General features: G+C 64.8%; 28 protein-coding genes and 1 tRNA gene. 19 read left to right on the forward strand and 10 right to left on the reverse strand.

Going from position 1 to position 25,064, the window contains the following annotated elements:
* Positions 1-245 precede the first annotated feature (245 nt).
* Positions 246-1,439: a cystathionine beta-lyase gene (metC, locus tag H556_RS15980; protein WP_081650910.1), complete on the forward strand. Its 1,194-nt coding sequence runs from the start codon at positions 246-248 to the stop codon at positions 1,437-1,439.
* Here the strand turns inward: metC and H556_RS0102210 are convergent.
* The 3 genes from H556_RS0102210 to H556_RS0102220 all read right to left on the reverse strand — a co-directional run bounded on the left by H556_RS0102210 (position 1,398) and on the right by H556_RS0102220 (position 2,190).
* Positions 1,398-1,474 (reverse strand) — tRNA-Arg (locus H556_RS0102210). The two genes, metC and H556_RS0102210, sit on opposite strands and share 42 nt — an antisense overlap.
* Positions 1,475-1,489: 15 nt before the next feature.
* Entirely contained in the window at positions 1,490-1,795 is a 306-nt protein-coding gene (locus H556_RS0102215; protein ID WP_024352890.1) for an ETC complex I subunit, read from the reverse strand.
* Positions 1,796-1,887: 92 nt separating this feature from the next.
* Positions 1,888-2,190 carry a hypothetical protein gene (locus H556_RS0102220; RefSeq protein ID WP_003168207.1) on the reverse strand — a complete coding sequence of 101 codons (303 nt, stop codon included), beginning with the start codon at positions 2,188-2,190 and terminating at the stop codon, positions 1,888-1,890.
* Between the two features lie 191 nt (positions 2,191-2,381).
* Here H556_RS0102220 and H556_RS0102225 point away from each other — a divergent pair, with 191 nt between their 5' ends.
* The 3 genes from H556_RS0102225 to H556_RS0102240 all read left to right on the forward strand — a co-directional run bounded on the left by H556_RS0102225 (position 2,382) and on the right by H556_RS0102240 (position 4,451).
* Positions 2,382-2,918 (forward strand): RcnB family protein, encoded by a 537-nt coding sequence (locus tag H556_RS0102225; RefSeq protein ID WP_024352891.1) that lies wholly within the window; start codon positions 2,382-2,384, stop codon positions 2,916-2,918.
* Positions 2,919-3,071: 153 nt separating this feature from the next.
* Positions 3,072-4,088, forward strand: coding sequence for an RcnB family protein (locus H556_RS16585; protein WP_245559397.1), 1,017 nt, complete (start codon positions 3,072-3,074; stop codon positions 4,086-4,088).
* A gap of 96 nt (positions 4,089-4,184) precedes the next feature.
* Complete coding sequence (locus H556_RS0102240; protein ID WP_024352894.1) at positions 4,185-4,451, forward strand: hypothetical protein; 267 nt, start codon at positions 4,185-4,187, stop codon at positions 4,449-4,451.
* Positions 4,452-4,455: 4 nt separating this feature from the next.
* On the opposite strand, the gene queE is transcribed toward H556_RS0102240, so the two are convergent.
* The gene (gene queE / locus H556_RS0102245) at positions 4,456-5,091 is read right to left on the reverse strand and encodes a 7-carboxy-7-deazaguanine synthase (RefSeq protein WP_024352895.1); all 636 of its coding nucleotides are present in this window, start codon (positions 5,089-5,091) and stop codon (positions 4,456-4,458) included.
* Positions 5,088-5,804, reverse strand: coding sequence for a 7-cyano-7-deazaguanine synthase QueC (queC, locus tag H556_RS0102250; protein WP_029673141.1), 717 nt, complete (start codon positions 5,802-5,804; stop codon positions 5,088-5,090). The genes queE and queC overlap by 4 nt, the downstream gene beginning before the upstream one ends.
* Positions 5,805-6,003: 199 nt before the next feature.
* Here queC and H556_RS0102255 point away from each other — a divergent pair, with 199 nt between their 5' ends.
* Positions 6,004-7,590, forward strand: a complete 1,587-nt coding sequence (locus H556_RS0102255) for a response regulator (RefSeq protein ID WP_024352897.1) — start codon at positions 6,004-6,006, stop codon at positions 7,588-7,590.
* A gap of 7 nt (positions 7,591-7,597) precedes the next feature.
* On the opposite strand, the gene H556_RS0102260 is transcribed toward H556_RS0102255, so the two are convergent.
* Entirely contained in the window at positions 7,598-8,635 is a 1,038-nt protein-coding gene (locus tag H556_RS0102260) for a ligase-associated DNA damage response exonuclease (RefSeq protein WP_024352898.1), read from the reverse strand.
* A 72-nt stretch (positions 8,636-8,707) separates the two neighbouring features.
* On the opposite strand from H556_RS0102260, the gene H556_RS0102265 reads away from it, so the two are divergent.
* The 5 genes from H556_RS0102265 (at position 8,708) to H556_RS0102285 (ending at position 11,240) form a co-directional block, all read left to right on the forward strand.
* Positions 8,708-9,187 (forward strand): PaaI family thioesterase, encoded by a 480-nt coding sequence (locus H556_RS0102265; RefSeq protein ID WP_024352899.1) that lies wholly within the window; start codon positions 8,708-8,710, stop codon positions 9,185-9,187.
* On the forward strand, positions 9,184-9,588 hold the full coding sequence (locus H556_RS0102270) for a PaaI family thioesterase (RefSeq protein WP_024352900.1): 405 nt from the start codon (positions 9,184-9,186) through the stop codon (positions 9,586-9,588). Before H556_RS0102265 ends, H556_RS0102270 begins: the two co-directional genes overlap by 4 nt.
* 115 nt (positions 9,589-9,703) lie before the next feature.
* On the forward strand, positions 9,704-10,039 hold the full coding sequence (locus H556_RS0102275) for a hypothetical protein (RefSeq protein WP_003168195.1): 336 nt from the start codon (positions 9,704-9,706) through the stop codon (positions 10,037-10,039).
* 89 nt (positions 10,040-10,128) lie between these two features.
* On the forward strand, positions 10,129-10,563 hold the full coding sequence (locus H556_RS0102280; RefSeq protein ID WP_024352901.1) for a hypothetical protein: 435 nt from the start codon (positions 10,129-10,131) through the stop codon (positions 10,561-10,563).
* Between the two features lie 41 nt (positions 10,564-10,604).
* Positions 10,605-11,240 carry a S24 family peptidase gene (locus H556_RS0102285; RefSeq protein WP_024352902.1) on the forward strand — a complete coding sequence of 212 codons (636 nt, stop codon included), beginning with the start codon at positions 10,605-10,607 and terminating at the stop codon, positions 11,238-11,240.
* Positions 11,241-11,302: 62 nt separating this feature from the next.
* On the opposite strand, the gene H556_RS0102290 is transcribed toward H556_RS0102285, so the two are convergent.
* Positions 11,303-11,782 (reverse strand): SH3 domain-containing protein, encoded by a 480-nt coding sequence (locus H556_RS0102290; RefSeq protein WP_003168192.1) that lies wholly within the window; start codon positions 11,780-11,782, stop codon positions 11,303-11,305.
* A 255-nt stretch (positions 11,783-12,037) separates the two neighbouring features.
* Positions 12,038-13,720, reverse strand: a complete 1,683-nt coding sequence (locus H556_RS0102295; RefSeq protein WP_024352903.1) for a lysine--tRNA ligase — start codon at positions 13,718-13,720, stop codon at positions 12,038-12,040.
* Between the two features lie 90 nt (positions 13,721-13,810).
* On the opposite strand from H556_RS0102295, the gene H556_RS0102300 reads away from it, so the two are divergent.
* Positions 13,811-14,746: a hypothetical protein gene (locus tag H556_RS0102300; RefSeq protein WP_155802399.1), complete on the forward strand. Its 936-nt coding sequence runs from the start codon at positions 13,811-13,813 to the stop codon at positions 14,744-14,746.
* Here the strand turns inward: H556_RS0102300 and H556_RS0102305 are convergent.
* On the reverse strand, positions 14,743-15,201 hold the full coding sequence (locus tag H556_RS0102305; protein ID WP_003164766.1) for a MaoC family dehydratase: 459 nt from the start codon (positions 15,199-15,201) through the stop codon (positions 14,743-14,745). The two genes, H556_RS0102300 and H556_RS0102305, sit on opposite strands and share 4 nt — an antisense overlap.
* A 115-nt stretch (positions 15,202-15,316) precedes the next feature.
* Here H556_RS0102305 and queA point away from each other — a divergent pair, with 115 nt between their 5' ends.
* From queA to tgt, 4 genes are read left to right on the forward strand one after another with little or no spacing between them, the layout of a single operon-like run.
* The gene (gene queA / locus H556_RS0102310) at positions 15,317-16,402 is read left to right on the forward strand and encodes a tRNA preQ1(34) S-adenosylmethionine ribosyltransferase-isomerase QueA (protein ID WP_024352905.1); all 1,086 of its coding nucleotides are present in this window, start codon (positions 15,317-15,319) and stop codon (positions 16,400-16,402) included.
* A gap of 18 nt (positions 16,403-16,420) precedes the next feature.
* Positions 16,421-16,705: a hypothetical protein gene (locus H556_RS0102315; RefSeq protein ID WP_024352906.1), complete on the forward strand. Its 285-nt coding sequence runs from the start codon at positions 16,421-16,423 to the stop codon at positions 16,703-16,705.
* 9 nt (positions 16,706-16,714) lie between these two features.
* Positions 16,715-17,185, forward strand: coding sequence for a hypothetical protein (locus tag H556_RS0102320; protein ID WP_024352907.1), 471 nt, complete (start codon positions 16,715-16,717; stop codon positions 17,183-17,185).
* 54 nt (positions 17,186-17,239) lie between these two features.
* Positions 17,240-18,352: a tRNA guanosine(34) transglycosylase Tgt gene (tgt, locus tag H556_RS0102325; RefSeq protein ID WP_024352908.1), complete on the forward strand. Its 1,113-nt coding sequence runs from the start codon at positions 17,240-17,242 to the stop codon at positions 18,350-18,352.
* Here the strand turns inward: tgt and H556_RS0102330 are convergent.
* Positions 18,349-18,897 (reverse strand): hypothetical protein, encoded by a 549-nt coding sequence (locus H556_RS0102330; protein WP_024352909.1) that lies wholly within the window; start codon positions 18,895-18,897, stop codon positions 18,349-18,351. The two genes, tgt and H556_RS0102330, sit on opposite strands and share 4 nt — an antisense overlap.
* A 206-nt stretch (positions 18,898-19,103) precedes the next feature.
* Between H556_RS0102330 and H556_RS0102335 the strand changes: the two genes are divergently transcribed.
* Genes H556_RS0102335 through H556_RS0102350 form a run of 4 tightly spaced genes read left to right on the forward strand, consistent with a single transcriptional unit; the run spans position 19,104 to position 25,034 of the window.
* Positions 19,104-22,493 (forward strand): response regulator, encoded by a 3,390-nt coding sequence (locus H556_RS0102335; RefSeq protein WP_024352910.1) that lies wholly within the window; start codon positions 19,104-19,106, stop codon positions 22,491-22,493.
* A gap of 8 nt (positions 22,494-22,501) precedes the next feature.
* The gene (locus H556_RS0102340; RefSeq protein WP_024352911.1) at positions 22,502-23,326 is read left to right on the forward strand and encodes a CheR family methyltransferase; all 825 of its coding nucleotides are present in this window, start codon (positions 22,502-22,504) and stop codon (positions 23,324-23,326) included.
* Positions 23,323-23,898 (forward strand): chemotaxis protein CheB, encoded by a 576-nt coding sequence (locus H556_RS0102345; RefSeq protein ID WP_024352912.1) that lies wholly within the window; start codon positions 23,323-23,325, stop codon positions 23,896-23,898. The genes H556_RS0102340 and H556_RS0102345 overlap by 4 nt, the downstream gene beginning before the upstream one ends.
* Positions 23,895-25,034 (forward strand): hybrid sensor histidine kinase/response regulator, encoded by a 1,140-nt coding sequence (locus tag H556_RS0102350; RefSeq protein WP_024352913.1) that lies wholly within the window; start codon positions 23,895-23,897, stop codon positions 25,032-25,034. Before H556_RS0102345 ends, H556_RS0102350 begins: the two co-directional genes overlap by 4 nt.
* The last annotated feature ends 30 nt before the right edge of the window (positions 25,035-25,064 follow it).

The raw sequence follows: 25,064 nt of genomic DNA on the forward strand, positions 1-25,064 counted from the left end.
AGGCGGCACCCTGTTTGAAAGAGTCCTCGCCTTTAGTGCGAACGATTATCAGAATCAATCTTAAACTGCTGCCCCGCCTGCATCCGCCTAAGGTCAACTGTCGCGCGAACGACAACGAAAGCGGGCTTGAGACTTCTGAGCGACCTCGCCCAGGCCCAAAGAGCATTTTCCTGGCTGGTGAAATCTTGCCCGGCGCGTCGGCGACCGCCACTCTGACGCCTGGAGCACAATCCGCCGGAGGTCATATGCCGAAGCTATCGGACCGCACGCGACTGGTCGCCGGCGCCACGCGACGCGGTCTGGGTCGCCGTCCCGTCAATCCGCCGATTGAACGCGCCTCCACCATGCTGAGCGACGACCCGGCGGCGATGCAGGATCCCAGAGACGGTCCCGTCTATGGGCTGGACGGGACCAGCGCGGCGCGTGAACTGCGGGCGGCCCTGGCCGATCTGGAGGGGGCGAGCGAGGTCTTTCTGGTTCCGTCCGGCCTGGCGGCCGTCACCCTGCCTCTCACAGCCCTTCTTCGCCCCGGCGACGAAGTGCTGACGACCGAAGCCGTCTATGGCCCCACACGGCGGTTTCTGACGCGCCACATGGCCGACAGAGGCGTCGCCGCGCGCTTTCACCCGGCCGGGGCGTCTGTCGAGGAAGTGATGGATCAGGCAAATGAGCGCACGCGGGTGTTGCTGATCGAAGCGCCCGGCTCTCTCACCTTCGACATGATGGACGTGCCAGCCGTAGCGGCGGCCTGCAGGGCGCGTGGCGTGCTGACGGTGATGGACAACACCTGGGCGGCCGGTCTGGCCTTCCGCCCGCTGGCCCACGGCGTGGATGTCAGCGTTCAGGCCCTGACGAAATATGCGGGAGGCCATTCCGACCTGCTGATGGGCGGCGTGGCGGCGCAGGCGCCTGAGATCATCCGGGCCATCAATATCGTCATCGAGGACATGGGCTGGCACGTCTCGCCAGACGACGCCTGGCTGGCGCTGCGCGGGCTGCGCACCCTGCCGCTGCGCTATGAGGCCCAGGCGCGCGCCGCCCTGCGCGTCGCCGAATGGCTTCAGGACCAGCCCGAGGTGGCCCGCGTCCTGTACCCGCCCCTGCCCGGCTCAGTCGGGCACGCGCTTTGGCGCCGGGATTTCGACGGCGCAGCGTCCTTGATGGGCGTCGTCATGAAGGGCGGCGACAAGGCGGCGGCCCACGCCTTCATGCGCGCCCTCAGCCTGTTCGGCATGGGCTATTCCTGGGGAGGCTTCGAGAGCCTGATCACCCACGAAACCCCGCAGTTAGCCTATCGGCAGCACGCGCCCGACCTGCCCGGCCAGTTATTGCGCCTGCATATAGGGTTGGAGGATCCCGCCGATCTGATCGCCGATCTGACGCGTGGATTGGCGGCGTGGCGCGCCCAGCAGGACTCGAACCTGCAACCCCCTGCTTAGAAGGCAGGTGCTCTATCCGGTTGAGCTATGGGCGCCAGGGGCCGCGGACCTTAGTGGGTCCAGGACTGTTTGCGATCAGTTGCGAAGTTGTCGGCGTAGGCCTTGATGATGACCGGCGCCTCGTTCGGCTCATGCAGGCGGAAGGCGATGCCGTGGCGTTCGGCGTATTCGATCGCCTCTTCCTTGGTGTCGAAGCTCAGGCGGACCTGGCCGTTCATGTCGGTCGAGCTGGTCCAGCCCATCAGCGGGTCGATCGTGCGAGCCGAGGCGGGCTCGAACTCCAGGCGCCAGTCGCGCGTCTTGGCCTTGCCGGACTGCATCGCGGTCTTGGCCGGGCGATAGATGCGAGCGAGCATGGACGGAATCCTTCGGACGGAGAACTTGCCGGGTGCATACCCCGCCGTCGCCGCCCGGTCCAGACGCCGAAGCCGTCTCGGTCCGCTTGAAATCAGGCCGCCAGAGACGATGAACCGGCGTCGATCCAGCGACGCGCGGCGCGCTGGGCCTCAGCGATCTCGTCGTGCTCCATCTCCTGGCTGAGATCGCGGCGATACCCTTTCGCCTCGAGCGAACCCTTCATGGCCGCCAGGTTGAAGATCATATGGGCCGACACCCGATCGATCGGACATCCGTCCAGGCCGGACGAATAGGCCAGGCCCAACCGGAACAGCGCATCGCCGTCCATATCCGGCGTGGGCAGGGGCAAGGGCGCGTAGTCGGTCTGTTCGCGCGCCGTATCATGGGCGTTCATCGCTAGGTTCCTCCTGAGAAGCACGTTCTGCGCCGCTCTCGGACACGCATTCAAATACCCGCGGTTTGAAATTAGCGTTAACGCGCCCGCCCTTGCAGACGCGAGGCTGACAGGCCGGTTCAGACGCCGTTCATTCGCCGACGCCGAAGTTAGGCCCAGACAGGGTTTCGCCGCTTTGCATGGAGTTTAACATGAACCGCCTGACCAAGGCCGCCGTCATCGCCCTGGCGCTGGCGACCACGGCCGCTCCCATGATGGCGCAGGCCCAGGATCGTCATGATCGCCGTGAGTGGCGGCAGGACCGTCGTGACGACCGTCGCGACTGGCGTCAGGATCGCCGCGACGACCGCCGGGACTGGCGCCAGGATCGCCGCTCGGATCATCGCGACTGGCGTCAGGATCAGCGCCGCCAGGACCGCTGGAGCCGCGACAACCGCAACTGGTGGCGCGGACGCCCCGAATTCCGCGATTATCGCGGCGCGCGCAACGGCTATTGGTATGCGCCGGGCCACGGCTATTATCGGGTCGAGCCGCGTTATTACGGTTATCGCTGGCGCACGGGCGGATACCTGCCGCCAGCGTATCGCAGCTACTATGTCAGCGACCCCTATTTCTATGGCCTGCGTCCGGCGCCGCGCGGTTACCGCTACGTCCACGCCGGCAATGACATCCTGATGATCGCGGTCGCCACCGGCCTGATCGCCAGCGTGATGAACAACGTCTATTAAACCTGCGCTCGTGCAGTCGACTGGCCCCGCAAGCGTCTGTCTTGCGGGGCTTTTTCATGACAACGCTCTGCGATCTTCGTTCAGCCGCAGTTCATGCCCCGGCGTCTATTTTCCGATCAAGCCGCCCAATCTGGGCGTGCGAGGATTCTGACCATGAAACGTTCTCTTCTCATGTTCGCGGCGGTTTCCGCCTTCCTCGTGCCCGCCGCAGCACCTCTGTCGGCCCTGGCCCAGGAACGGCCTCAACGCGCCCAGACCCGCGAGGACGGCCCACGCCGCTCTGAACGACGCGCTGCGCCGCAACCTGATCGCGGCGACATGGCCATAAGGCCGCGAGAGCGCCAGGAAGCGCCGCGCCAGAACGCCCAGCCTCGTCCCAATCAGTCCCGTCCCGATCAGCCGCGTCCGAACCAACCTCGACCTGAAGCGCGGCCGGACGCCCAGCGTCCGCAGCGCCCTGGCGGCGAGCGCCCCGATCACCAACGACCCAACCGCCCGGATCGTCCAGAAGGACAGCGTCCCGATCGCCCGGACCGGCCTAACCGTCCCGACTGGAATCAACCGAACCAGCCTGGGCGCCCCGATCGGCCTGACCGCCCCGATCGCCCTCAACGCCCCGACAGGCCAGATCGCCCCAATCGTCCCGATCGTCCCGGCGCAAATCGTCCGGACCGTCCGGATTGGAACCGCCCGAATCGTCCAGACACCAACCGGCCGACTCGTTCGGACTGGAACCGGCCCGGCCGCCCCGACGCCAACCGTCCACACCGGCCGGATCGTCCCGGCTGGAACAGAGACCGGGACTATCGCGAGTTCCACAATCGCTGGAACCGGGACCAGTGGCGCCGTGACTGGGACCGTCGTCATCGCAGCGACTGGTGGCGAAACGACTCTCGCTTCCGGGGCTGGAGCGGCGTGCGCGTCGGCTTCTATTTCGCACCGGGCTACGGCTACTACAGCGTGCCGCGCACCTATTGGAACCGGCAGTATTACGTCGGTCAGTACCTGCCGGATGTCTTCTGGCGCTATCAGGTGAATGACTGGCGCACCTATGGCCTGGGCTATCCGCCTCCGGGCACGCGGTGGGTCTATGTCGACAATGCGATCTATCTGATCGACGAATACGACGGCTACATCATCGAAGTCGTCCGCGACGCCTGGAGCTGGTAAGCGGAGGGCCCCTGGCAAGAGACCCCGAAGAGCGATCTCCGGGGTCTCTCTTTTTTACACGCTGACATGCGCGGCCCGCGTAGGCAGACTGCTACCATGATGATCAAGCCCCTGCCCATCCTCGCCTTCTGCCTGACCGCCGCCCTGATGCTTCAGGGCTGCGTCGCGGGCGCCGTCGTCGGCGCAGGGGCCGCTGTGGTCGGCGGCGCGGCCAAGGTGACGGGAGCCGCCGTGGGCGCGGGCTTCGACGCCGTCACCACATCGGATGAGGAAACCAGGGCCAAGCGCGAACGCGAACAGCGCGCATGGGAGCGTGAACAACGCCGCTGCGAACAGAGACAGAAGCGCGGCAAGCACTGCTGAGGGCCTACCGCACCCCGATATATTTGTGTGTCTGAACGCTGAGCCGCCATTTCGGATGGGTCAGACAGTATTCAATGGCGGCCGCCGTGTTGGCGGCCTGGTCTGGTCCATCCATCGGCTGAAGCCAGAAATGCTCGAAATCGAGGTGCTCGAAACGGTCAGGCATGGCCAGAAGCTGAGGGAAGACCAGCTTCAGTTCCTGACCCGTGGTCTGAACCACGGAGGCGTCGGCCTTGGGGCTGATGCAGATCCAGTCGATCCCCTCCGGCGCCGCCAACGTGCCGTTGCTTTCGATGGCGATCTGGAACCCCCGCGCGTGCAGGGCGTCGATCAGCGGCGCGTCCAACTGCATCAAAGGCTCGCCGCCGGTGCAGACCACCAGCTTGGGGTCGCCCTCGCGACCGCGCCACATCCCTGCGACATGATCGGCCATCAGGTCAGCGCTCTTGAACTTGCCGCCGCCATCGCCGTCCACGCCGACGAAATCGGTGTCGCAGAAGGTGCAGACGGCGGCAGCGCGATCCCGCTCCAGCCCGCTCCACAGATTGCATCCGGCGAAGCGCAGGAAGACCGCCGGGCGGCCCGCCTGCCCGCCCTCGCCCTGCACTGTCAGGAAGACTTCCTTGGCCGAATAGGTCATGCAGCAGCCCATTCGGCATAGCCCGCCGCGCGCAGTTCGCAGGCTGGGCAGGCTCCGCAGCCATAACCCCAGGCGTGACGCTGCGTCCGGTCGCCCAGATAGCAGGTGTGGCTGAACTCGATGATCGCCTCGACCAGAACGCGGCCGCCGATCCGCTCGGCCAGTTCCCACGTCTGCGCCTTGGTCAGGAACATCAGCGGCGTCTCAACCGGTACCGACTTGTCCAGCCCCAGGGACAGGGCGCGGGCCGTGGCCTGAATGGTGTCGTTGCGACAATCCGGATAGCCCGAATAGTCCGTCTCGCACATGCCGCCGATCAATACTTCCAGCCCGCGTCGGTCGGCCAGCGCCGCCGCCGCGACCAGAAAGATCAGATTGCGTCCCGGAACGAAGGTGTTGGGCAGGCCGCGCGCGTCGGCCTCAATGGCGCGCTCGGTGGTCATGGCCGTCTCGCCGATGGCGCCGAAGCCCGTCAGATCGACCACATGATCATCGCCCAGTCTGTCCGCCCATTGCGGCAGAGCCTTGATCACCTCGCGTCGCACCGCCTGGCGCGCCTGCATCTCAACCGCATGGCGCTGGCCATAGTCGAAACCGACCGTCTCCACCCGATCAAACCGCTCCAGCGCCCAGGCCAGACAGGTGGCGCTGTCCTGCCCTCCGGAAAAGAGAACCAGGGCGGAGGTTGTGGGGTGGGGGTCGATTTCGCTCATGACAAACCTGCGGTCGGCCGGTCGGCCGCGCGCATCCAGAAGACGTTCCAGGATCAGGAAGATGGGTGGTCAAGAACCATAGACCAGACCCGCCCGCGCCGCAAAACAAACCGGTCCCCGTAATTTTACGGGCCAGGCTTAACGGTTCAGCAAACAATCATGAGCGAATGTAAAATCGCCTTAGTAGGAGTCCGGCCGAATGCCGACCATCGAAGTGCTGACCGACAGGGCGGAGCCCGTCCCCCCTTCTGCCAAGACAGGAGAGGTCTTTGCGCGTTTCGAGCGGGAGCCGGATACCCTGGCGATAGCTGTCGTGGACGGCGACCGCCCGGTCGGCCTGATCGAACGCAGCGACTTCCTGATGAAGCTGGCCGGTCCGCTGGGCGTCAGCCTGTACGGCGGGCGCGAGGTCTCTCACCTGATGGACCCGGAACCGGCGGTGGTCGAGGCGGGCGTTCGCATCGACGCCTTCGCCGACATCATCCTGAAAAGCGGTCCCGGCGCGCTGATGCGCGGCTTTATCGTAACCCGCAACGGCGCCTATCGCGGCGTCGGTACGGCCGTGGCCCTGCTGCGCGCCGTCAACGAACAGCAGAGGCATGAAAACCAGCGTCTGGCAGAACAGGCCCGCGCCGCCGTTGACGCCGATCACGCCATGCAGACCGCCGCCCGTGAGAAGAGCCGCTTCATGGGCCTGCTCAATCGCGAGCTGAGCACCTCCATGAACGGCGTGCTGGCTGTCGCGGAACTCCTGTATCGACAGCCGCTGAATGAAGCGGCCAAGGCGCACGCTCGCACCATCATGGAATCGGCCGAAGACCTCTTGGGCGACCTGCACGACGCGCTGGATCTGGCTCGTGCCGAGGCGGGAGAGCTGCAGTTGTCTCCGGCGCCTACGCCGCTACGCACCCTGATGGACCAGCTTCAGACCCATTGGTCTCCGCGCGCCGCCCAGGATGGCGTGACCCTGATGGTCGGGTATGAGGGCGACACCGAACTGGCGGCCATGCTGGACGCCGAGCGCCTGAAGCAGGTGTTCAACAACCTGATCGGCGCCGCCCTGGGCAATGCGCGTCACGGCATGGTCGAAGCCAGCCTGAAGGCTCAGGCTCGAGGCGATCAGGTGGTGATCGAGGCCCGCGTCCGCGACGATGGCGCGGCCGACCCGGCCCGGTTCGACGACGCGGCCGAACAGGACGGCGACCTGGGACTGATGGTCAGCCGCCGTCTGGTTCAATACATGGCGGGCAAGCTGCGCGCGGAGCACAACGCCGGTCGGGGCGCGACCTTCGCCTTTGAAATCGAAGCTCCCATCGCCTTGATGGAGCAGGAAACGCCATCCAACATCGCGGACCTGGAGCATCTGCACCTGCAGGCCCAGCCGCACATTCTCATCGCCGACGACAATGCGACCAACCGCGTCGTGGCCCAGGCCCTGTGCGAGATGTTCGGCTGCACCTCGGAAACCGTCGAGGACGGCCAGGAAGCTGTCGAAGCCGTGCAGACACGGCCGTTCGATCTGATTCTGATGGACATCAAGATGCCCCGCCTGGACGGCGTCGGCGCCACGCGCGCAATCCGCGCCCTGGCAGGGCCCGCCAGCCAGATCCCCATCATCGCCCTCACCGCCAACGCCGATCCGGACGATGCCAAGGGCTATCTGGCGGCAGGAATGGCGGCCGTGGTCGAAAAACCCATCAAGCCTGAACGACTGCGCCTGGCGATGAACACGGCCCTTGATCCCGCCGAGCAGAACGTCGCCCGCAAGGATCGCGGCGCCGCCTGATGCCGGTTCAGCCGGCGTCCTCCAGCACGTTCTGCTCGCCTTCGCCTTCGTCGTCATAGCCGACAAGACGCAAGGCGCGCGCCCGCATCCCCTTCAGTTCGCACCAGCGCAGCAGGCCCTCCTCTCTGCCGTGCGTGATCCAGACTTCTTCCGGCGCGATCTCTTCGAACGTCCGCGTCAGTTCTGGCCAGTCGGCATGGTCGGAAATCACCAGCGGCAGTTCGACGCCGCGCTGGCGGGCGCGGGCGCGAACGCCCATCCAGCCCGATGCAAACGCCGCGATCGGCTCGGCGAACCTGCGCGCCCAGCGATCCTGAATGGCCGACGGCGGCGCAATGACCACCTCGCCGCCCAAGGCTCCGGCCTTCAGCCCCGTTGCAGGCGCCAGCGGGCCTAGCGGGACGCCTGACGCCTGATAAAGGTCGTTCAGCCGCTCCAGCGCGCCGTGGACATAGATGGGCCGTTCCCAATCCGCTTCACGCAACAGTCGTATGATGCGCTGCGCCTTGCCCAGCGCATAGGCGCCGACCAGGTGCGCCCGCTCGGGAAACTGCGCCAGAGACGACACAAGCCGCTGAATCTCTTCTGTGTCCGGCGGATGAACGAAGACCGGAAGGCCAAACGTCGCCTCTGAAATGAAGACATGGCAAGGCGCCGCCTCAAACGGAGCGCAGGTCGGATCGCGGCGGCGTTTATAGTCGCCTGATACCGTCATGATCAGGCCGCTCTGACTGACGACCGCCTGCGCCGAACCCAGAACATGTCCGGCCGGGATCAGTCGCACCTCGACGCCTCCGACGGATGTCGTTTCGCCATAGCCCGCCGCCTGCGTCCGCCCTGCGAAATCCACGCCGTACCGAACCGCCATGATCGCCAGGGTCTCAGGCGTCGCCAGCACGGACCCATGTCCGGCGCGCGCATGGTCCGAATGCCCATGCGTGATCACGGCCCGGTCCACCGGACGCATCGGATCGACATAGAAATCTCCGGGCGGGCAATAGAGACCTGCCGGCGTAGGCCGCAAAAGATCCTGAGGACGCATCATCGGTTCACAGTGTGGCTGGACAAGACAACCTCGGGCGGGCGACCAAAGGCGACGCTCACAAAGGACGCCTTGATGACGGAATCGTTCCTTACCACCCTGCTGCCGCAACTGGCCTCAGGCGCCGCCCATACCCACGCCCTGGGCTTTGCCTATGAAGGGCTGGAGGGTGATCGGGTGCGGATGCGCGTGCCCTATCGCGACGATCTCGTCGGCGACCCCGAGACGGGCGTGCTGGCGGGTGGCCTGGTCACCACCCTGCTGGATCATGCGGGCGGCCTGGCGGTCTGGGTAGCCTTGGATGCGTTCCGCCCCATTGCGACGCTGGACCTCAGGGTCGATTACATGCGCGCCGCCCAGCCGGGGCGCGACCTGCTGGCCGAGGCTCGATGCTATCGCCTGACGCGCAATCTGGCTTTCGTGCGGGCCTGGGCGTTCGAGGATGATCCTGCCGACCCCGTCGCGGCCGCCCAGTCCGCCTATATGGTCAGCGCCGAAGGCGACAGCCGCACCGGCGCCAATCTGAAACCCCGTAGAGCCAAGGACGCCGCATGACCGCCGCCCTGCTGGACACCCTGCCCTACGCCCGCTTTCTCGGCCTCCAGACACAGGTGAACGGTGATGAAATCACCGTCACCATGCCGTTTGACGACAGGCTGATCGGCAACCCGCTACTGCCCGCCCTACATGGCGGTTCTACGGCCGCCCTGCTGGAGATGACGGCTATGGCTCAGGTCGCCCTCACCTATCCCGGCCTGCGCCTGCCGCGCCCGATCAATGTGACGGTGGCCTATCTTCGGTCCGGCAAGCCGGTGGACGTATACGCCCGCGCCCGCATCAACCGCGCTGGACGCCGGGTGGCCTATGTCATCGCCGAAGCCTGGCAGGAAAACCATGCCCAGCCGATCGCCAGTCTAACCGCTCACTTCCTGCTGGATGAAGCCACCTCAGGCTGAAGCCGAATCTCGGCGGCGCCTCTCCTGCAACGTAAAAAATGGTAAACAAAACACTACCGAAGGTCGTTAACGCGTGTTAACTATTGCCCATCGTTCATTAGATGAGGGGTAAGCTATGCAACGCAACGAAGTCATCGCCGCCGTCGCCGGCGATCTGCACTCTGCTGAAAAGGCGATCGACGACGCGATCGTGCAAGCGACCGCCCTCGTGCAGTCGATGATCGGCGCCCGTTCCGCGCTCAACGTGTCCGCTGTTGCGGGAACGGTTTCGCAAGCCAAGGCGATGGAAGCCATCGCCGCCCTCAGCGCCGCGCGCGAAGCCATCGTCGCCAGCCACAACGAAATGGCCAAAGACCATCGCCGCATGGGCTACGGCGTCTACGCCGCCGGCCCCGTGGCCAAGCCCGACGAGTGGGACGACCGCCCGATGGGCCACCTGCGGGTTGCGTGAATTTAATCTAACCAAGCCATAGTGCTGGATGCGTTTCCCGCGCTTCGGTGACATGATACCCCCTTCGCTCACGGCGGAGGGGGTTTTTCATGTTCAGCTTCATGTCCGAGTACATCGGCATGACGATTATGCTCGCCATAGGGCTGTTCGCGCTCGCCAAGGGCGGGAAACCCGAGAGGATCGGCGCTGCGACGATGCTTCTGGCGTGGTTTTTATCGATCCTGACCCAGAACTACATCGGCTATGCTGGCGTCCAGTGGCCGATGTTCGTGATTGACCTGGTTGTTCTGGGCGTTTTCGTCGCACTGGTGTGGAAGTCGCCTCGTTCCTGGCCCGTCTGGGCCAGTGCGCTTCAATTATTGACCGTCGCCAGCCACGTCATGGTTTTCATGAAGATGAAGCCGACGGTTTCCGCCTTCTACACCGTACTGAACATGACGGCCTACGGCATCATGATCGCAATCGCCGTCGGCGCCTTTTTGGCTTGGCAGGAGCGTCGGGCCGTCGGCCAGGATACCGAATAGGCTAATATTCCTATACTCAGCCTGGCATGATAGGGTTGCACATGCCCCTGTCACACACGCAGATATGGAACGCGATTGATGCGCTGGCGCGCCGTGAGGGCCTGTCGGCCTCCGGACTGGCGCGCCGTGCAGGACTGGACCCCACCAGCTTCAACCCATCAAAGCGGTTTGGCCCCGGCGCGCCTACGCGGCCGAGATGGCCCTCCACCGAAAGCCTGATGCGCGTATTGCAATCGACGGGCCTCAGCCTGGGCGAGTTCGCGGATCTGGCAGACGACGCCGGGCTGCGCACCCTGCCCATCCCCCTGCTCGGCCTGGCGCGCGCAGGCGACCAAGGCTTCTTCGACGACGCGGGCCTGCCCTTGGCTGAAGGCTGGGAGCAGACGGATCTGCCGACGCGGAAGGACAGCCTGTTCAGTCTGCGGATCGAGGGCGACTCGATGGCGCCCCTGTATCGCCCCGGCGACCGGGTGATTGTCGATCTGGACGCCACGGACATTCGGCGGGGCGATCGCGTGGCCTTGCGCACCCGAAGCGGCGAAACACTGGCGAAAGAGGCCGCCGCGCTCGGCGTGCGAGACATCGTCCTGGCCTCCATCAACCCCGAGTATCCGCCGCGCACCATTGCGCGCGATCAGCTCCTCTGGATGGCGCGTATCCTTTGGGTCAGCCAATAAAGCACAAAGGCCGCCCCTTTCGGGACGGCCTTCGCTCTGATCGATGCGGGGGAGAAAATCGATCAGTTCGGCGCGACGTAGTGGGCGTTCACCCAACCGCCGCCGGCGATCTGGACCCACTCGCCCTGCGAGCCGATGGCGGTGAAGGGCTGACCGGCCGACAGGCTGCCGGTCTGGCGATAGTTGGCGCCCGGGCCCGTGCGAATGCGCAGATTGGAGGTCGCGCGGTAGGAGTTGGCGCCCGCCTGATTGGCCGACCGCGCACGTTGCTGGTTACAGCCGATATAGGAGCCCGCCGCAGCGCCGGCGCCAGCGCCGACCACCGCGCCAAGCGCTCGCTCATTCTTGGAAACCTGGCTGCCGGCCAGGCCGCCCAAAACGGCGCCGATCGCGGCGCCCGCCTGCTGGCGACCGCCGGGGGCGTCGCAGTTGGTGACGCCGTTGGCCTGCGGCATGGCGGCGGCGCTCATCGGCACGGCGGCGGAACCCAGGGCGGCGAACATGGCGGTGGCGGCCAGACCCGCCTTGAACATCTTCGACATCTGTCTCTCCTGTCATCGAGTTGTCGATGAAGAGAGAATACATCGGCGAAGCTGAAGGCTCCCCCCGCCTCGCCGTTATGTTGTGTTCATGTTTAGGGGGCCTACCGCCCTTCGGGCTACTTGAGGCCCGTTGGCGCCCCCGCCGTCATCCCGGAAACGGCGAAGCCGTTATCCGGGACCAGGAAACACCGGCCGTCAAGCTTTGGGCGGTCCCGGCTCTACGCCTTACGGCTTCGGCCGGGATAACGGTCAGGGTCAGGCGGCCAGTTCGCCGTTTGCACCAGCTTCAAGCAGGGCGATCGTCTGCGGCAGGCCATAGATGGCCGCGAACGACCCGAAGCGCGGCCCCTGGGATGCCCCCAGCAGCACCTCGTACAGCGCCTGGAACCAGGCCCGCAGCGGCTCGAACTCATGCGCCTTGCCCACGGCGTAGACCTCGCCCTGGATGATCTCGCCGTCGGTCGTGTCCGCCGGCAGGGCCTTGAGACGTTCGGCCAGATCCAGCAGCGCCGCCTTCTCCTTGTCGTCGGGCAGACGATAGGTCTTCGAGGGCTTCACAAAGTCCTCGTAGTAGTTCAGCGCATAGCCCATCAGCCGATCCAGCACGGGCTCGTTATCCGGCGTGGCGTCAGGCAGATATTTGGCGAAATAGGCCCACAGCTGCTCCTTGGTCGAGGCGTTGGCCACGCCCACCAGATTCAGCAACAGGGCGAACGACACCGGCGAGGCGCTCTCAGGCGGGTTCCCCGAGTGGATGTGCCACACGGCGTTGTCCATCCGCTTGGCCGGTTCCTGCGTCTTGTACTGTTCGATGAAGGACAGATAGTCGTCCGTCGCGCGCGGAATGACGTTGAAGTGCAGGCTCTTGGCCGACTTCGGCGACTGGAACATGTACCAGCTGAGGCTCTCGGGCGTGCCGTAGCGCAGCCACTCCTCCATCGTCAGGCCGTTGCCCTTGGACTTGGAGATCTTCTTCCCTTCGATGTCGAGGAAAAGCTCATAGTTAAAGCCTTCCGGCGGAACGCCGCCGATGGCGCGGCACAGCTTGGACGACTCGCGCACGCTCTCGATCAGGTCCTTGCCCGACATCTCATAGTCGACGTCCAGCGCGGTCCAGCGCATGGCCCAGTCGGGCTTCCACTGCAGCTTCACATGACCGCCGGTGACAGGAACCTCGGTGCGGCCGCCATCCTCGCCCTTGGCGGGGTCGACAAAGACGATCGTGCCCTTCTCGACGTTGCGTTCCAGCGTCGGCACCTGCAGCACGTGGCCGGTGATCGGGCTGATGGGCAGGAAGGGCGAATAGGTCGCCCGACGCTCTTCGCCCAGGGTCGGCAACATGATGCCCATGACCTTGTCGAAACGCTCCAGCAAGGTCAGCAGGGCCGCGTCGAACCGGCCCGACCGATAGGTCTCGGTCGAGGACATGAACTCATAATCGAAGCCGAAGCTGTCGAGGAAGGCGCGCAGGCGGGCGTTGTTGTGCGCGCCGAAGCTGTCGTGGGTGCCGAACGGATCGCGCACCTTGGTCAGCGGCAGATGCAGGTCTTCGCGCAGCATCTCAGGGTTGGGGATGCCCTCGGGCACCTTGCGCAGGCCGTCCATGTCGTCGCTGAAGGCGATCAGGCGCGTAGCCCAGTGATCGCCGGTCAGGGCGCGGAACGCGTTGCGCACCATGGTCGTGCGCGCCACCTCGCCGAAGGTGCCCATGTGCGGCAGGCCCGACGGGCCGTAACCCGTCTCCAGGATCACCGGCCGGTTCAGCGCCTCGAAGGTGGCCAGAGCCTCGTCCGTCTTGCCCGCGTCGATCAGCAGCTTGGCCGCATCGCGCTCCGCGTCAGACAGCCGTTTTTTGAGCACGTGGGCCAGCAGGTTGCGCGCTTGCTCAAACGGCCACGAACGGGCCTCACGGGACAGGGTTTCGAGGTTCTGTAGCATGCACCGGGCTTTGACGCCTTGAAGGCCCGGGGTCAACAGCGGCGGGGCGATCAGAGCCGCACCGTCTTGCCTGACGGTCATTAAGTGGACATGACCCGAACGCCGTGTTCATCCTGCACCATGATCAAGCTGAACCGTAGATCGGCGCTGCTCGGCGGTCTTTCCGTCGTCGGATGCACGACCGCTCAATCGTCACCCGAGGGCGTCTCGGAATTCAGTCTGGCGCTTCAGGCTCGCCTGCCTCGCCAGCCCCCCTTCCTGGCGATATTTGAGCGCGGCGAGCGGGCGTTGGGTTTTGTGGCGGCGAGACATTCCATCAACGCCGATCACCCGACCTTCGCCCTGGTGCGAACCGCCTTTGATGCCGTTCAGCCCCGCGCCGTCATCATCGAAGGCATAGAAACGGCGCAAGGCGAGTGGCCACGCCCTATCGTGCTGGAAGCCCGCCGTCTCAAGGCCTCAGCAAATCCTGCCTCGGCTGGCGAAGCCCTGTATACGGCGCAACTGGCCATCGAACGCAGTATCCCCTTGTGGGGCGGCGAGCCATCCGATCAGGACATCTACACCGCCCTTCTGGTGGCGGGCAGCGACCCTCAAGACGCCTTTTATGCCTCTCTTTTCGGCCCTCTTGAGCAAAGCCGACGGGAGGGCGACATCACCGGCCCCGACGATCCGCGTTTCGACTCGGTTTTTGAACGCTGGGCGAAATGGACCGCGCGCGGCCTGACGCCCCAACCTGACACTAGCATCAGCGCCTTTCGCGCCTGGTATCGCGACCGCACCGGCCTTGACTTGAACACCGATCCCAACTGGCTTGAGAGCCATGACCCCGACTATCCAGGCCCCGTCCAAAGAGAAAACAAGCTGCACATGAGGATCAGGGACCAGCACCTGTTGGATCTGATCCGGTCACGGCTGGGCACGCATGGTCGCGTCCTCGTGGTCTATGGCGGCAGCCATATCGCCACGATGTGGACTCCTCTTGTCCGTCAACTGGGACAGCCGCGTCTGATCGGAGGAGTTTAAAGACGCGCTTCGGCGTTCCTCGGCAGTTGCATCTGGTTCTCGAAGCTCATGGCCAGATCGCCGTCCTGATTGGTCACCGTCGTCTTGGTGCGCACGACGCCGCGGTCCGGCTGGCTCTTGGACGGGCGGATCTCGATGATCTCGCGGCGCACCGTCAGGGTGTCGCCGGGACGCACGGGCCGCACCCACCACAGGGCGTCGACGTTCATGCCCAGCAGCGGCGTCTGGCCGAAATAGGCTTCATCCACGAACTGGCGCATCACGCGCGAGCAGACGTGCCAGCCGCTGGCGATCAGGCCGCCGAAACGACCTGCCTCGGCCGCAGCCTTGTCGATGTGCATGGGTTGCGGGTCGAACTCCGTCGCGAAGGCGATGATCTCGGCTTCGGTCATGGTGAAGGGTTCGCTGTCCCAGCTCTCGCCGACGGTCAGGTCGTCCAGATAGCGGTCGGTCATGCACTCAAACTCCCATTGGCTGCGCCTGACATAGCGGCTGGGACGGTTTTCGCCAGTCGACTTTCCGCCGGGCCTCGCTTGACCGCAAAGGCGGGGCGTGAGCATTCCCCGCCCCATGCGGACATCCGATTTCGACTTCGACCTGCCCGAGGCGTGCATCGCCCTGCGCCCCGCCGATCCGCGCGACTCGGCGCGCCTGCTGATCGTTAAGGGCGGCAAGCTTCAGGACCGGATGATCCGTGACCTGCCCGATTTCCTGCAACTTGGCGACGCCCTGGTCTTCAACGATACTCGCGTGATCCCGGCCCGTCTGTCGGGCGTGCGCCATCGCACCGGACCGGAAGGCGAGCTCCTGTCCGTGCCGGTTGAGGCCACCCTGCACCACCGCGACGCGCCCGATGTCTGGAGCGCCTTCATGAAGCCCGGCAAACGGCTGAAGGTCGGCGACCGGGTGCGCTTCGGGCGCGAGGAAGACAACGCCTGCTTCCTGGGGCAGGTCGACGCCGAGATCACCGCCAAGGGCGAGGACGGCCTCGTCACCCTGCGCTTCGATCTGGCCGGTCCTGTGCTGGACGACGCCATCCGCGAGGTCGGGGTCATGCCTTTGCCCCCCTATATCGCGGCCAAGCGAGCCGAGGACGACCAGGATCTGAAGGACTATCAGACCGTCTTCGCCGAGCATGACGGCTCGGTCGCGGCGCCGACGGCGGGTCTGCACTTCACCCCCGCCCTGCTGGACGCCATCCGGGCGCGCGGCGTGACGACCCATGCCGTGACCCTGCACGTCGGGGCGGGCACCTTCCTGCCGGTCAAGGCGGACGACACCGCCGATCACAGGATGCACTCCGAGTGGGGCGAGGTCTCAGCCGAGACCGCCGCCGCCCTGAACGCCGTGCGCGCGGCGGGCGGGCGCATCGTCTGCGTCGGCACCACCTCGCTTCGCCTGCTGGAGAGCGCTGCCAGCGAGAACGGCGTGATCCAGCCCTTCCACGGCGACACGGCCATCTTCATCACGCCGGGCTATCGCTTCCGCGCCTGCGACGTGCTGATGACCAACTTCCACCTGCCGAAATCGACGCTGTTCATGCTGGTCAGCGCCTTCGCCGGACTGGAGACGATGAAGGCCGCATACGCCCACGCCATCGACAATGGTTACCGCTTCTATTCTTATGGCGACGGAAGCCTGCTGTTCAGACAGTAGCGCAGCAGGGGGACGACCATGCACTATCTGAAGACGGCCTCGTTCGGGGGCCTGTTCACCGTGACGTTCGGCGTCGCCGCAGCCTTTCAGATCGCTTTCTCCATCCTTGGCGTCCTGCTGGCGTTTCTATCACCCGGCCTGTTTCACATGAACGGCGCCCCAGCGACGTCAGCGCTTGGCGCCATCGGCGTGCTCATCTTCCTGTTGGTCTTCGGCCTGTGCATCAATGCCGCCATGTCAGCGCTCGGCGCCTTGGTGGTCATGGGGGTCAGGCACTTCCTGCCGAAGGCGAAAACAGCTTAAAAGACAGACATGAGCGACGATCTGCCCGAAAATCTGGCCGCCACCTTCGACATTCTGGCCTCGGCGGCCAGTGAGCTTCAGGATCCCTGGTGGGTGTTCGGGGGCGCAGGCATGGCGCTGTCGGGCCTGTCGGAATGGCATGTGCCGGACGTCGATGTCATGACCAGCCCGCGCGACGCCCGACGCCTGATCGAAACCCTGCACGGCGAAGCGGTCGAAGACCCCGGCGAGGGCCTGTTCCGCTCTCAGGTCTTCGGTCAGATCCTGACCACGCCCGTCCCGATCGAGGTCATGGCGCAGATGGATGTGCGCGCCGGCGCCGACTGGACGCCGGTCATCTTCACCACGCGCCAGCCGATCACCCTGGACGGCGGGACGCTCTATGTTCCCACCGTCGCCGAACAGATCGAGAAATGCCGCCTGTTCGGCCGCCCCAAGGATCTACAACGGGCAGAGCGGCTGGCGACGCTGCTGCGCTGACTGGCGGTTCAGAAACAGAGGGCCTAAGACGCGGCTCCGCTGCAAGGAACGTCTATGCCTTTCCCGTTTGAAATTTCCGCCACCGAAGGTCGGGCCCGCACCGGCGTACTGAAGACCACGCGCGGCGACATCCGTACTCCCGCCTTCATGCCCGTCGGCACCGCCGCCACGGTCAAGGCCATGACATTGGATCAGGTCAAACAGACCGGCGCGGACATCATTCTGGGCAATACCTATCACCTGATGCTGCGGCCGGGGCCGGAGCGGATGGAGCGTCTGGGCGGCCTGCATAACTTCATGCGCTGGGACAAGCCGATCCTGACGGACTCCGGCGGCTTCCAGGTCATGAGCCTGTCGGGCATTTCCAAGCTGACCGAGGAAGCCGTCACCTTTTCCAGCCACATCGACGGCTCCAAACACGTCCTGACGCCCGAACGCTCGATTCAGATTCAGGCCGACCGTCTGGGCGCCGACATCGTCATGCAGTTGGATGAATGCGTCGCCTGGCCCGCCGAGGAAAAGCGCGCCCGAGAGGGCATGGAGCTGTCGGCGCGCTGGGCCCAGCGCTCCAAGACCGCCTTCGGGACGCGGGATGCTCAAGCCCTGTTCGGCATCCAGCAGGGCTCGACGTTTGAAAACCTGCGCCGCGAGTCCTCGGAACGCCTGCAGGAGATCGGCTTCGACGGCTACGCCATCGGCGGTCTGGCCGTCGGCGAAGGCCATGACGCCATGTGCGAGGTGCTGGATTATGCGCCCGAGTTTCTACCCAAGGACCGGCCGCGCTATCTGATGGGCGTCGGCAAGCCGATCGACCTGGTCGAGGCGGTCTATCGCGGCGTGGACATGTTCGACTGCGTCCTGCCCACGCGCGCCGGGCGTCACGGCCAGGCCTGGACCTGGGACGGCCCGCTGAACCTCAAGAACGCCCGCTTCGCCGAGGATCAGGACCCGCTGGATGCAGAGGTCCCCTGCCCCGCGTCGCAGGACTATTCAAAGGCTTACCTGCATCACCTGATCCGCGCCGACGAGATCCTCGGCAAGATTCTGCTAAGCTGGCACAACATCGCCTTCTTCCAGGCGCTGACGGCCGCCATGCGCGCGGCCATCGCCGAGGGCATGTTCGAACAGTTCCGCCGCGACTTTCGCGCGCGGCACCTGAAAGCCTAGCCTCGACGTGGAACGAAGCCGGCCGGGGCCGCCGGAGGCGCACAGTTTCGCTGCATTCCCACGCCCTTCAGGAAGGAGCGGCGACGCAGGCCGGCCTGAATCGCCGACTGGACGTGCTTGCTGTGCGCATCGGCGCCGGTCAGGCGTCGCACCCAGCTGCGGGCAGGGATGAAGTCGGTCACCGTCCCGCGAACAGCATCAAGCGTCGCCCCCGCCGCCGCATCGGCGGCCCGCTCACTCATGTAGGAACCGTCCTGCGACGGCGGCGCGTCCGTGTCAGGCCCCAAGGCCTCGTCCAGACGGGCGATCTCGGCCCCGATCGTGCGGCAGTTATTCAGGTTGCGCAGGTCGTAGGGATTAGCTTCCGCCTGCAGCAGAATGGTCGGGATTTCATCGCGTCGCAGGTTCAGGTCTTCCAGCGGCGCGGTGACGGCGTCGCCCAGTCCGGCTCCGACCTGCTCGGCTCCTCCGCGCGCGGAGGCGCCCGCGTTACAGCCGGAAAGGACAAGGGAAACCGCGACAGCAGGTAAAATCAAAGAGCGCATAGCCGGTGTTAAATCACGACCTGCAACCACAAGCCAAGTCGATGGAATGAAGCCACCCTTCATCCGGGTCACATGGCGGAAAACCTGTGCGGCGAATCCATCGTAGGATAGTAGTGATGATCAGTCGCGCCGAGAGCGGGCGCGCCTGAGTTCACAGGGGTTACAACACGATGAAGCCGCCAAGCCGTCCGTCAGCGGGCTCGAAGATGGAAAGCGTTGCGACGGTAGGACTGGCGCTGGTTCTCGCCTTTTTTCTCGCCACCGGGATACTGGCCTGGCGCAACGTCGAGGTGTTGCGAACCAATAATCAGCAGATCATCCATACGCATGAGGTGATCGTCGCCGTCGAAGACATCCTGTCCGCCGCGCAGGATGCGGAGACGGGCCAGCGCGGCTATCTGTTGACCGGCGACATCCGATATCTTCAGCCCTATGAGGCCGCGACGGGTGATCTGAACCGGCGACTGGGCGATCTGGCGCATCTGACGCGCGACAACCCGAGCCAGCAAGCGCATCTTGAAGAGTTGCGTCGCCTGCTCGACGCCAAGATGACCGAACTGGATGCGACCCTCCAGACCCGTCAAGCCGAGGGGATGCAGGCCGCTTTGGCGCGGATGGGCACTGACGAGGGCAAGCGCGTCATGGACTCTATTCGCGCCCGGATCGGACTGATGCGCGTCGAAGAGCAGCGTGTACGCGCACAACGCATAACCTCAATGGACGCCGCCTATCGAACAGCGCTGGGAAGCGGTCTCTTGTCAGGACTGCTGGGCGCCGTTCTGACGATCGTGATCTTCAACCTGATCCGACATAGCGCGCGCGCTCGTGCGCGCCAGGAATGGCTGAACAAGGGACAGGTGGGCCTGGCGGAAGCCATGATGGGCGATCAGTCCCTTGAACAGTTGGGCGACAGCATCCTTGCCTATCTCGGCCGCTACGCCGGGGTGCAGGCGGCCGCTCTGTTCAAGGGCGAAGGCGGCCAATATCGCCGCATCGCCGCGCTGGGCGTTCCGTCCGACGCGGCCATTCCGGATCGTTTCGGCCTGCGCGAAGGCCTGCTGGGTCAGGTCGCGGCTGATGGCCAGGCTCTGCGCGTATCCGACGTGCCGGACGGCTATCTGACCATAGGATCGGCCCTGGGCCGCGATAAACCCAGGCATCTGATCATCTCTCCGGTCCAGGCGGACGGCGCCGTCAACGCGGTGCTGGAACTCGGCTTCCTGCACGCTCCGGACGAGCAGTTGACGACCCTGCTCGAAGAGGTAGGCCCCGCCATCGGCGCCGCCCTGCGCTCGGCCCGCTATCGCGCCCAATTGCAAAATATGCTGGAGGAAACCCAGCGTCAGGCCGAAGAGCTTCAGGTCCAGAGCGAGGAACTGCGCGTCTCCAACGAAGAGTTGGAGGAACAGGGTCGGGCGCTCAAGGAATCCCAGTTCCGCCTCGAACAGCAGCAGGCCGAGTTGGAACAGACCAACAGCCAGCTGGAAGAACAGGCGCAGATGCTGGAGACACAGCGCGATGACCTGGAACGCGGCGCCGCCGCCCTGACGCTGAAGGCCCGCGAACTGGAACAGGCCAGCCAGTACAAGTCCGACTTCCTGGCCAATATGTCCCACGAACTGCGGACGCCGCTGAACTCTCTGCTGATCCTGTCCAAGCTGCTGGCGGACAATCCCGAGGGGAGCTTGTCAGAGGAACAGGTCAACTACGCCCGGACCATCCAGTCATCGGGGAACGACCTTCTGACCCTGATCAACGATATCCTGGATCTGTCCAAGATCGAGGCCGGCCACATCCAGGCGCGCCCGGAGGCCGTCTCGATGCAGCGGCTGACTGGAGACATCCGCCAGACCTTCCAGCCCATCGCCGATGATCGCAGCCTGCCGTTCGAGATCGAGGTGGATCCGGGCGTCGACCTGATGGAGACGGACCGTCAACGGCTTGAGCAGATTCTCAAGAACCTGCTGTCCAACGCCTTCAAATTCACCGAAAGCGGCCTGGTCAAACTGGGCATATCCGCCCTGCCCGACGATGAGATCGCCTTCGCGGTCTCGGACACCGGCATCGGCATTGCCCCCGACCAGCAGAAGGGCGTCTTCGAGGCCTTCCAGCAGGCTGACGGGACCATCAGCCGCAAATACGGGGGAACAGGCCTGGGGCTGTCGATCTCACGCGAACTGGCGCGGCTTCTGGGCGGTCGGATCGAACTGGAAAGCCGTGTCGGCGAAGGCAGCGTCTTCACCCTTTTCCTGCCGCGGACCTATGACGCCTCACGCGTGGCCTCGCGTGAGGCTGCGGTCGCGGCCTCGCCCCTCGCGCCTTCTCCGGCGAGGCCGAACCCCAGGCCGACTGAACCTCGTCCTTTATCCGCCAGCGTTGAAGACGACCGGGACAACCTCGGTGGAAACAGGCGGCTGCTGCTCGTGGTCGAAGACGACGGCCGGTTCGCCGCCATCGTGCGCGACCTGTCGCGCGAACTCGGCTTCCAGTGCATTGTGGCCGGCACCGCTGAAGAAGCCCTGAAACTGGCCAAACGCCATCGCCCCAGCGCCGTCGTGCTGGACATCGGCCTGCCCGACCAGTCCGGCCTGACCGTTCTGGACGAACTGAAGCGCGACGACGACACCCGCCACATCCCCATTCACGTCGTCTCGGGCGAGGACCACAGCCAGACCGCCCTTTCGCTGGGCGCGATCGGCTATCTGATCAAGCCGGTGAAGCGGGAGGACCTCGCCGAGGTCCTGCGCAACCTTGAGGAAAAGCTGACCCGCACCGTCCGGCGCGTCCTTATCGTCGAAGACGACCTGGTTCAGCGCGATGCGGTCAGCCGCCTGCTGAGCTCCGGCGACGTCGAAACGGTGGGCGTCGGCACCGCCGCAGAGTGTCTGGAGCAACTCAAGAGCCAGACTTTCGACTGCATGGTGCTGGACCTGACGCTGCCGGACGCCTCGGGCTTCTCCCTTCTGGAGACCCTCAGCCGCGACACCGGCCACAGCTTCCCGCCGGTCATCGTCTATACAGGCCGGGACCTGTCGCCCGATCATGAGCAACAACTGCGCCGCTACTCCAGCTCCATCATCATCAAGGGCGCCAAATCGCCGGAACGGCTTCTGGACGAGGTCTCCCTGTTCCTGCACCAGGTCGTGGCGGAACTGCCGCCAGAGCAGCAGAAGATGATCCGCAAGGCACGCAACCGCGACGCCGTGCTGGAAGGCCGCCGCATTCTGATCGTCGAGGACGACGTGCGGAACGTCTATTCGCTGACCAATGTGCTCGAACCGCGCGGCGCCCTGGTCGAGATCGCCCGTAACGGCAAGGAGGCGCTGGAGGCGCTGGATCGGTCTTCTACCGATCCGTCCAAGGCGGTCGATCTGGTGCTGATGGATGTGATGATGCCGGTCATGGACGGTCTGACGGCGACCCGCGAGCTGAGAAAAGACCCGCGCTGGAAGACCTTGCCGGTGCTGATGCTGACGGCCAAGGCCATGCCGGACGATCAGGAACGCTGTATGGCGGCCGGGGCCAATGACTATATGGCCAAGCCGCTGGACGTAGACAAGCTGCTGTCCCTGGTGCGCGTCTGGATGCCCCGCTGAGCCCCGAAATGCCCCACCAGACGGAAGACATCGAGATCGGCCTGCTGTTGGAGGCGTTGTACCAACGCTACCATTACGACTTCCGCCACTATGCGCGGGCGTCGATCAAACGCCGTCTGCTGCAGGCGCGCAGCCATTTCAACATGCCCAGCCTGACAGCCCTTCAGGAACGGGTGCTGCACGATCCCGAAATGCTTCCCCGCCTGCTCGGATTCCTGACCGTTCAAGTCAGCGAAATGTTCCGCGACCCCGGCTATTTCCGCGCCCTGCGAGAACAGGTCCTGCCTCACTTGCGCACCTATCCGTCGCTGAAGGTCTGGATTGCGGGCTGCAGCGCCGGCGAAGAGCTCTATTCCATGGCTATCCTGTTTCGCGAGGAAGGCCTGTTCGACCGTACGCTGTTCTACGCAACGGACATCAACCCTGACGCCCTAAGAGCTGCTGAGGCTGGGATCTATCCGCTGGATAGGATCCGCAAATTCACCGAGAACCATCAAAAATCAGGAGGGAGATCGTCACTCTCCGACTACTACACTGCGGACTATGGGCGAGCCGTCTTCGACAAATCACTGCGCGCCAACGTCGTCTTCTCTGATCACAGCCTGGTCACGGACGCCGTCTTTGCGGAAATGCAGCTGATCTCCTGCCGCAATGTGATGATTTATTTCGACCGAGGACTTCAGGACCGCGCCGTCGGCCTTTTCAGGGAATCCCTGGCGCGACACGGCTTTCTCGGCGTGGGGTCGAAGGAAAGCCTGCGTTTTTCCCGCCACGCGGCGGCCTTTTCCGAGTTTGTTCCCGAGGAAAAAATATACAGGAAACGCGAGGCATGAGTTCGGCGCCGGACCGGGCCGTGGTGATCGGCGCCTCCGCCGGGGGCGTTCAGGCTCTGCTCGCCCTCCTGCCCGCTCTGCCTGCCGATTTCCCCTGGCCGATCTTCATCGTCCTTCACGTCCCGGCCGACCGCAGCAATGTTCTGGCGCCTCTTTTCGAGGCCCAATGCGGACTTGAGGTGAAGGAAGCTGAGGACAAGGAGCCTGTCCGCTCCGGCGTGGTCTACTTCGCCCCCTCCGATTACCATCTCCTGGTTGAAGAAAACGGGGACCTGGCCCTGTCATCCGACGAAGCGATCAACTACTCACGTCCCTCCATCGACGTTCTGTTCGAGAGCGCCGCGGACGCCTATGGCGAGGGTTTGATCGGCGTCATCCTGACCGGCGCCAACAATGATGGAGCAGCCGGCCTCAAGGCGGTGCACGCCGCCGGCGGCGTCGCCCTGGTGCAGGACCCGACCGCCGCCTATGCCCGGACCATGCCTCAGGCCGCTCGTCAGGCCTGCAACGCCGCGCTCGTGCTGCCGCTCGAACGCATCGCCGACTATCTGAAAGGTCTCGAAAGAGAATGACCAGCACGGAACAGCCGATTCATCTCCTGCTGGTCGACGATCTTGAGGAGAACCTGCTGGCGCTGGAAGCTCTGCTGAAAAGCGAAGGCGTGGTCTGCCTCAAGGCCCGTTCGGGCGACGAGGCGCTGGAGTTGTTGCTGGTTCATGATGTCGCCCTGGCGCTGCTCGACGTTCAGATGCCCGGCATGGACGGTTTTCAACTGGCCGAATTCATGCGCGGCAACGTCAATGCCCGCCACATCCCCATCATCTTTGTCACCGCCGGAAGCGCCGACCTTCAGCGCCGCTTCAGGGGCTATGAAGCGGGCGCGGTGGACTTCATCCAAAAGCCGATTGAGGCGGACATTCTGCGCAGCAAGGCCAAGGTCTTCATCGACCTGTATCGCCAGCGCATGGAAAGTCTCGCCCAGCGCAATGAACTGGAGGCCTACGCCAACGCCCTGCGCGAGGCTGATCGGCGCAAGAACGACTTCATCGCCATGCTGGGCCATGAACTGCGCAATCCCATCATGGCGATTCACGCCGGACTTCAGTTGCTGCAGCGCCAGTCGGACGAAGAGCGCAAGGCTGTGATTCACGCCCGCATGGAGGTGCAGGCCCACCACCTTTCGCGTCTGATCGAAGACCTTCTGGACGTCGCCAGAATCGATCAGGGCAAGATTTCCCTCAAACAAGAACGTGTGAGCCTGCAGAGCATCATCGACTCCGCCATCGACACCAGCCGCCCAAGGATCGAGGCTGCATCGCACGAACTGACGATCTCCCTGCCGCCCGAGCCGGTGTGGCTGAAGGGCGACTTCACCCGTCTGTCCCAGGTGATCAGCAACCTGCTCGCCAACGCCGCCAAATACACTCCGCGCGAGGGCCGCATACTCCTATCCGTCGAGATCGAGCAGGATCAGATCCGGATTGATGTCGCCGACAATGGCATCGGCGTCTCAGCTGATCTGAAAGACCGGATCTTTGATTTGTTCGCTCAGTCGAAGGGCCCCGACGACCGCTCCCGCGACGGCCTGGGCATCGGTCTGGCGCTGGTCAAACAGCTGGTCGAACTGCACGACGGCACGATCGATCTCGTCAGCGAGGGCCCTGGTCTGGGCAGCTGCTTCACGGTGCGTTTGCCGCTCAGCGCGTGACATATGGACCGGCGTCTCGCCAAGGCGCCG

This window comes from Brevundimonas naejangsanensis DSM 23858, assembly GCF_000421705.1.
Classification (GTDB): domain Bacteria; phylum Pseudomonadota; class Alphaproteobacteria; order Caulobacterales; family Caulobacteraceae; genus Brevundimonas; species Brevundimonas naejangsanensis.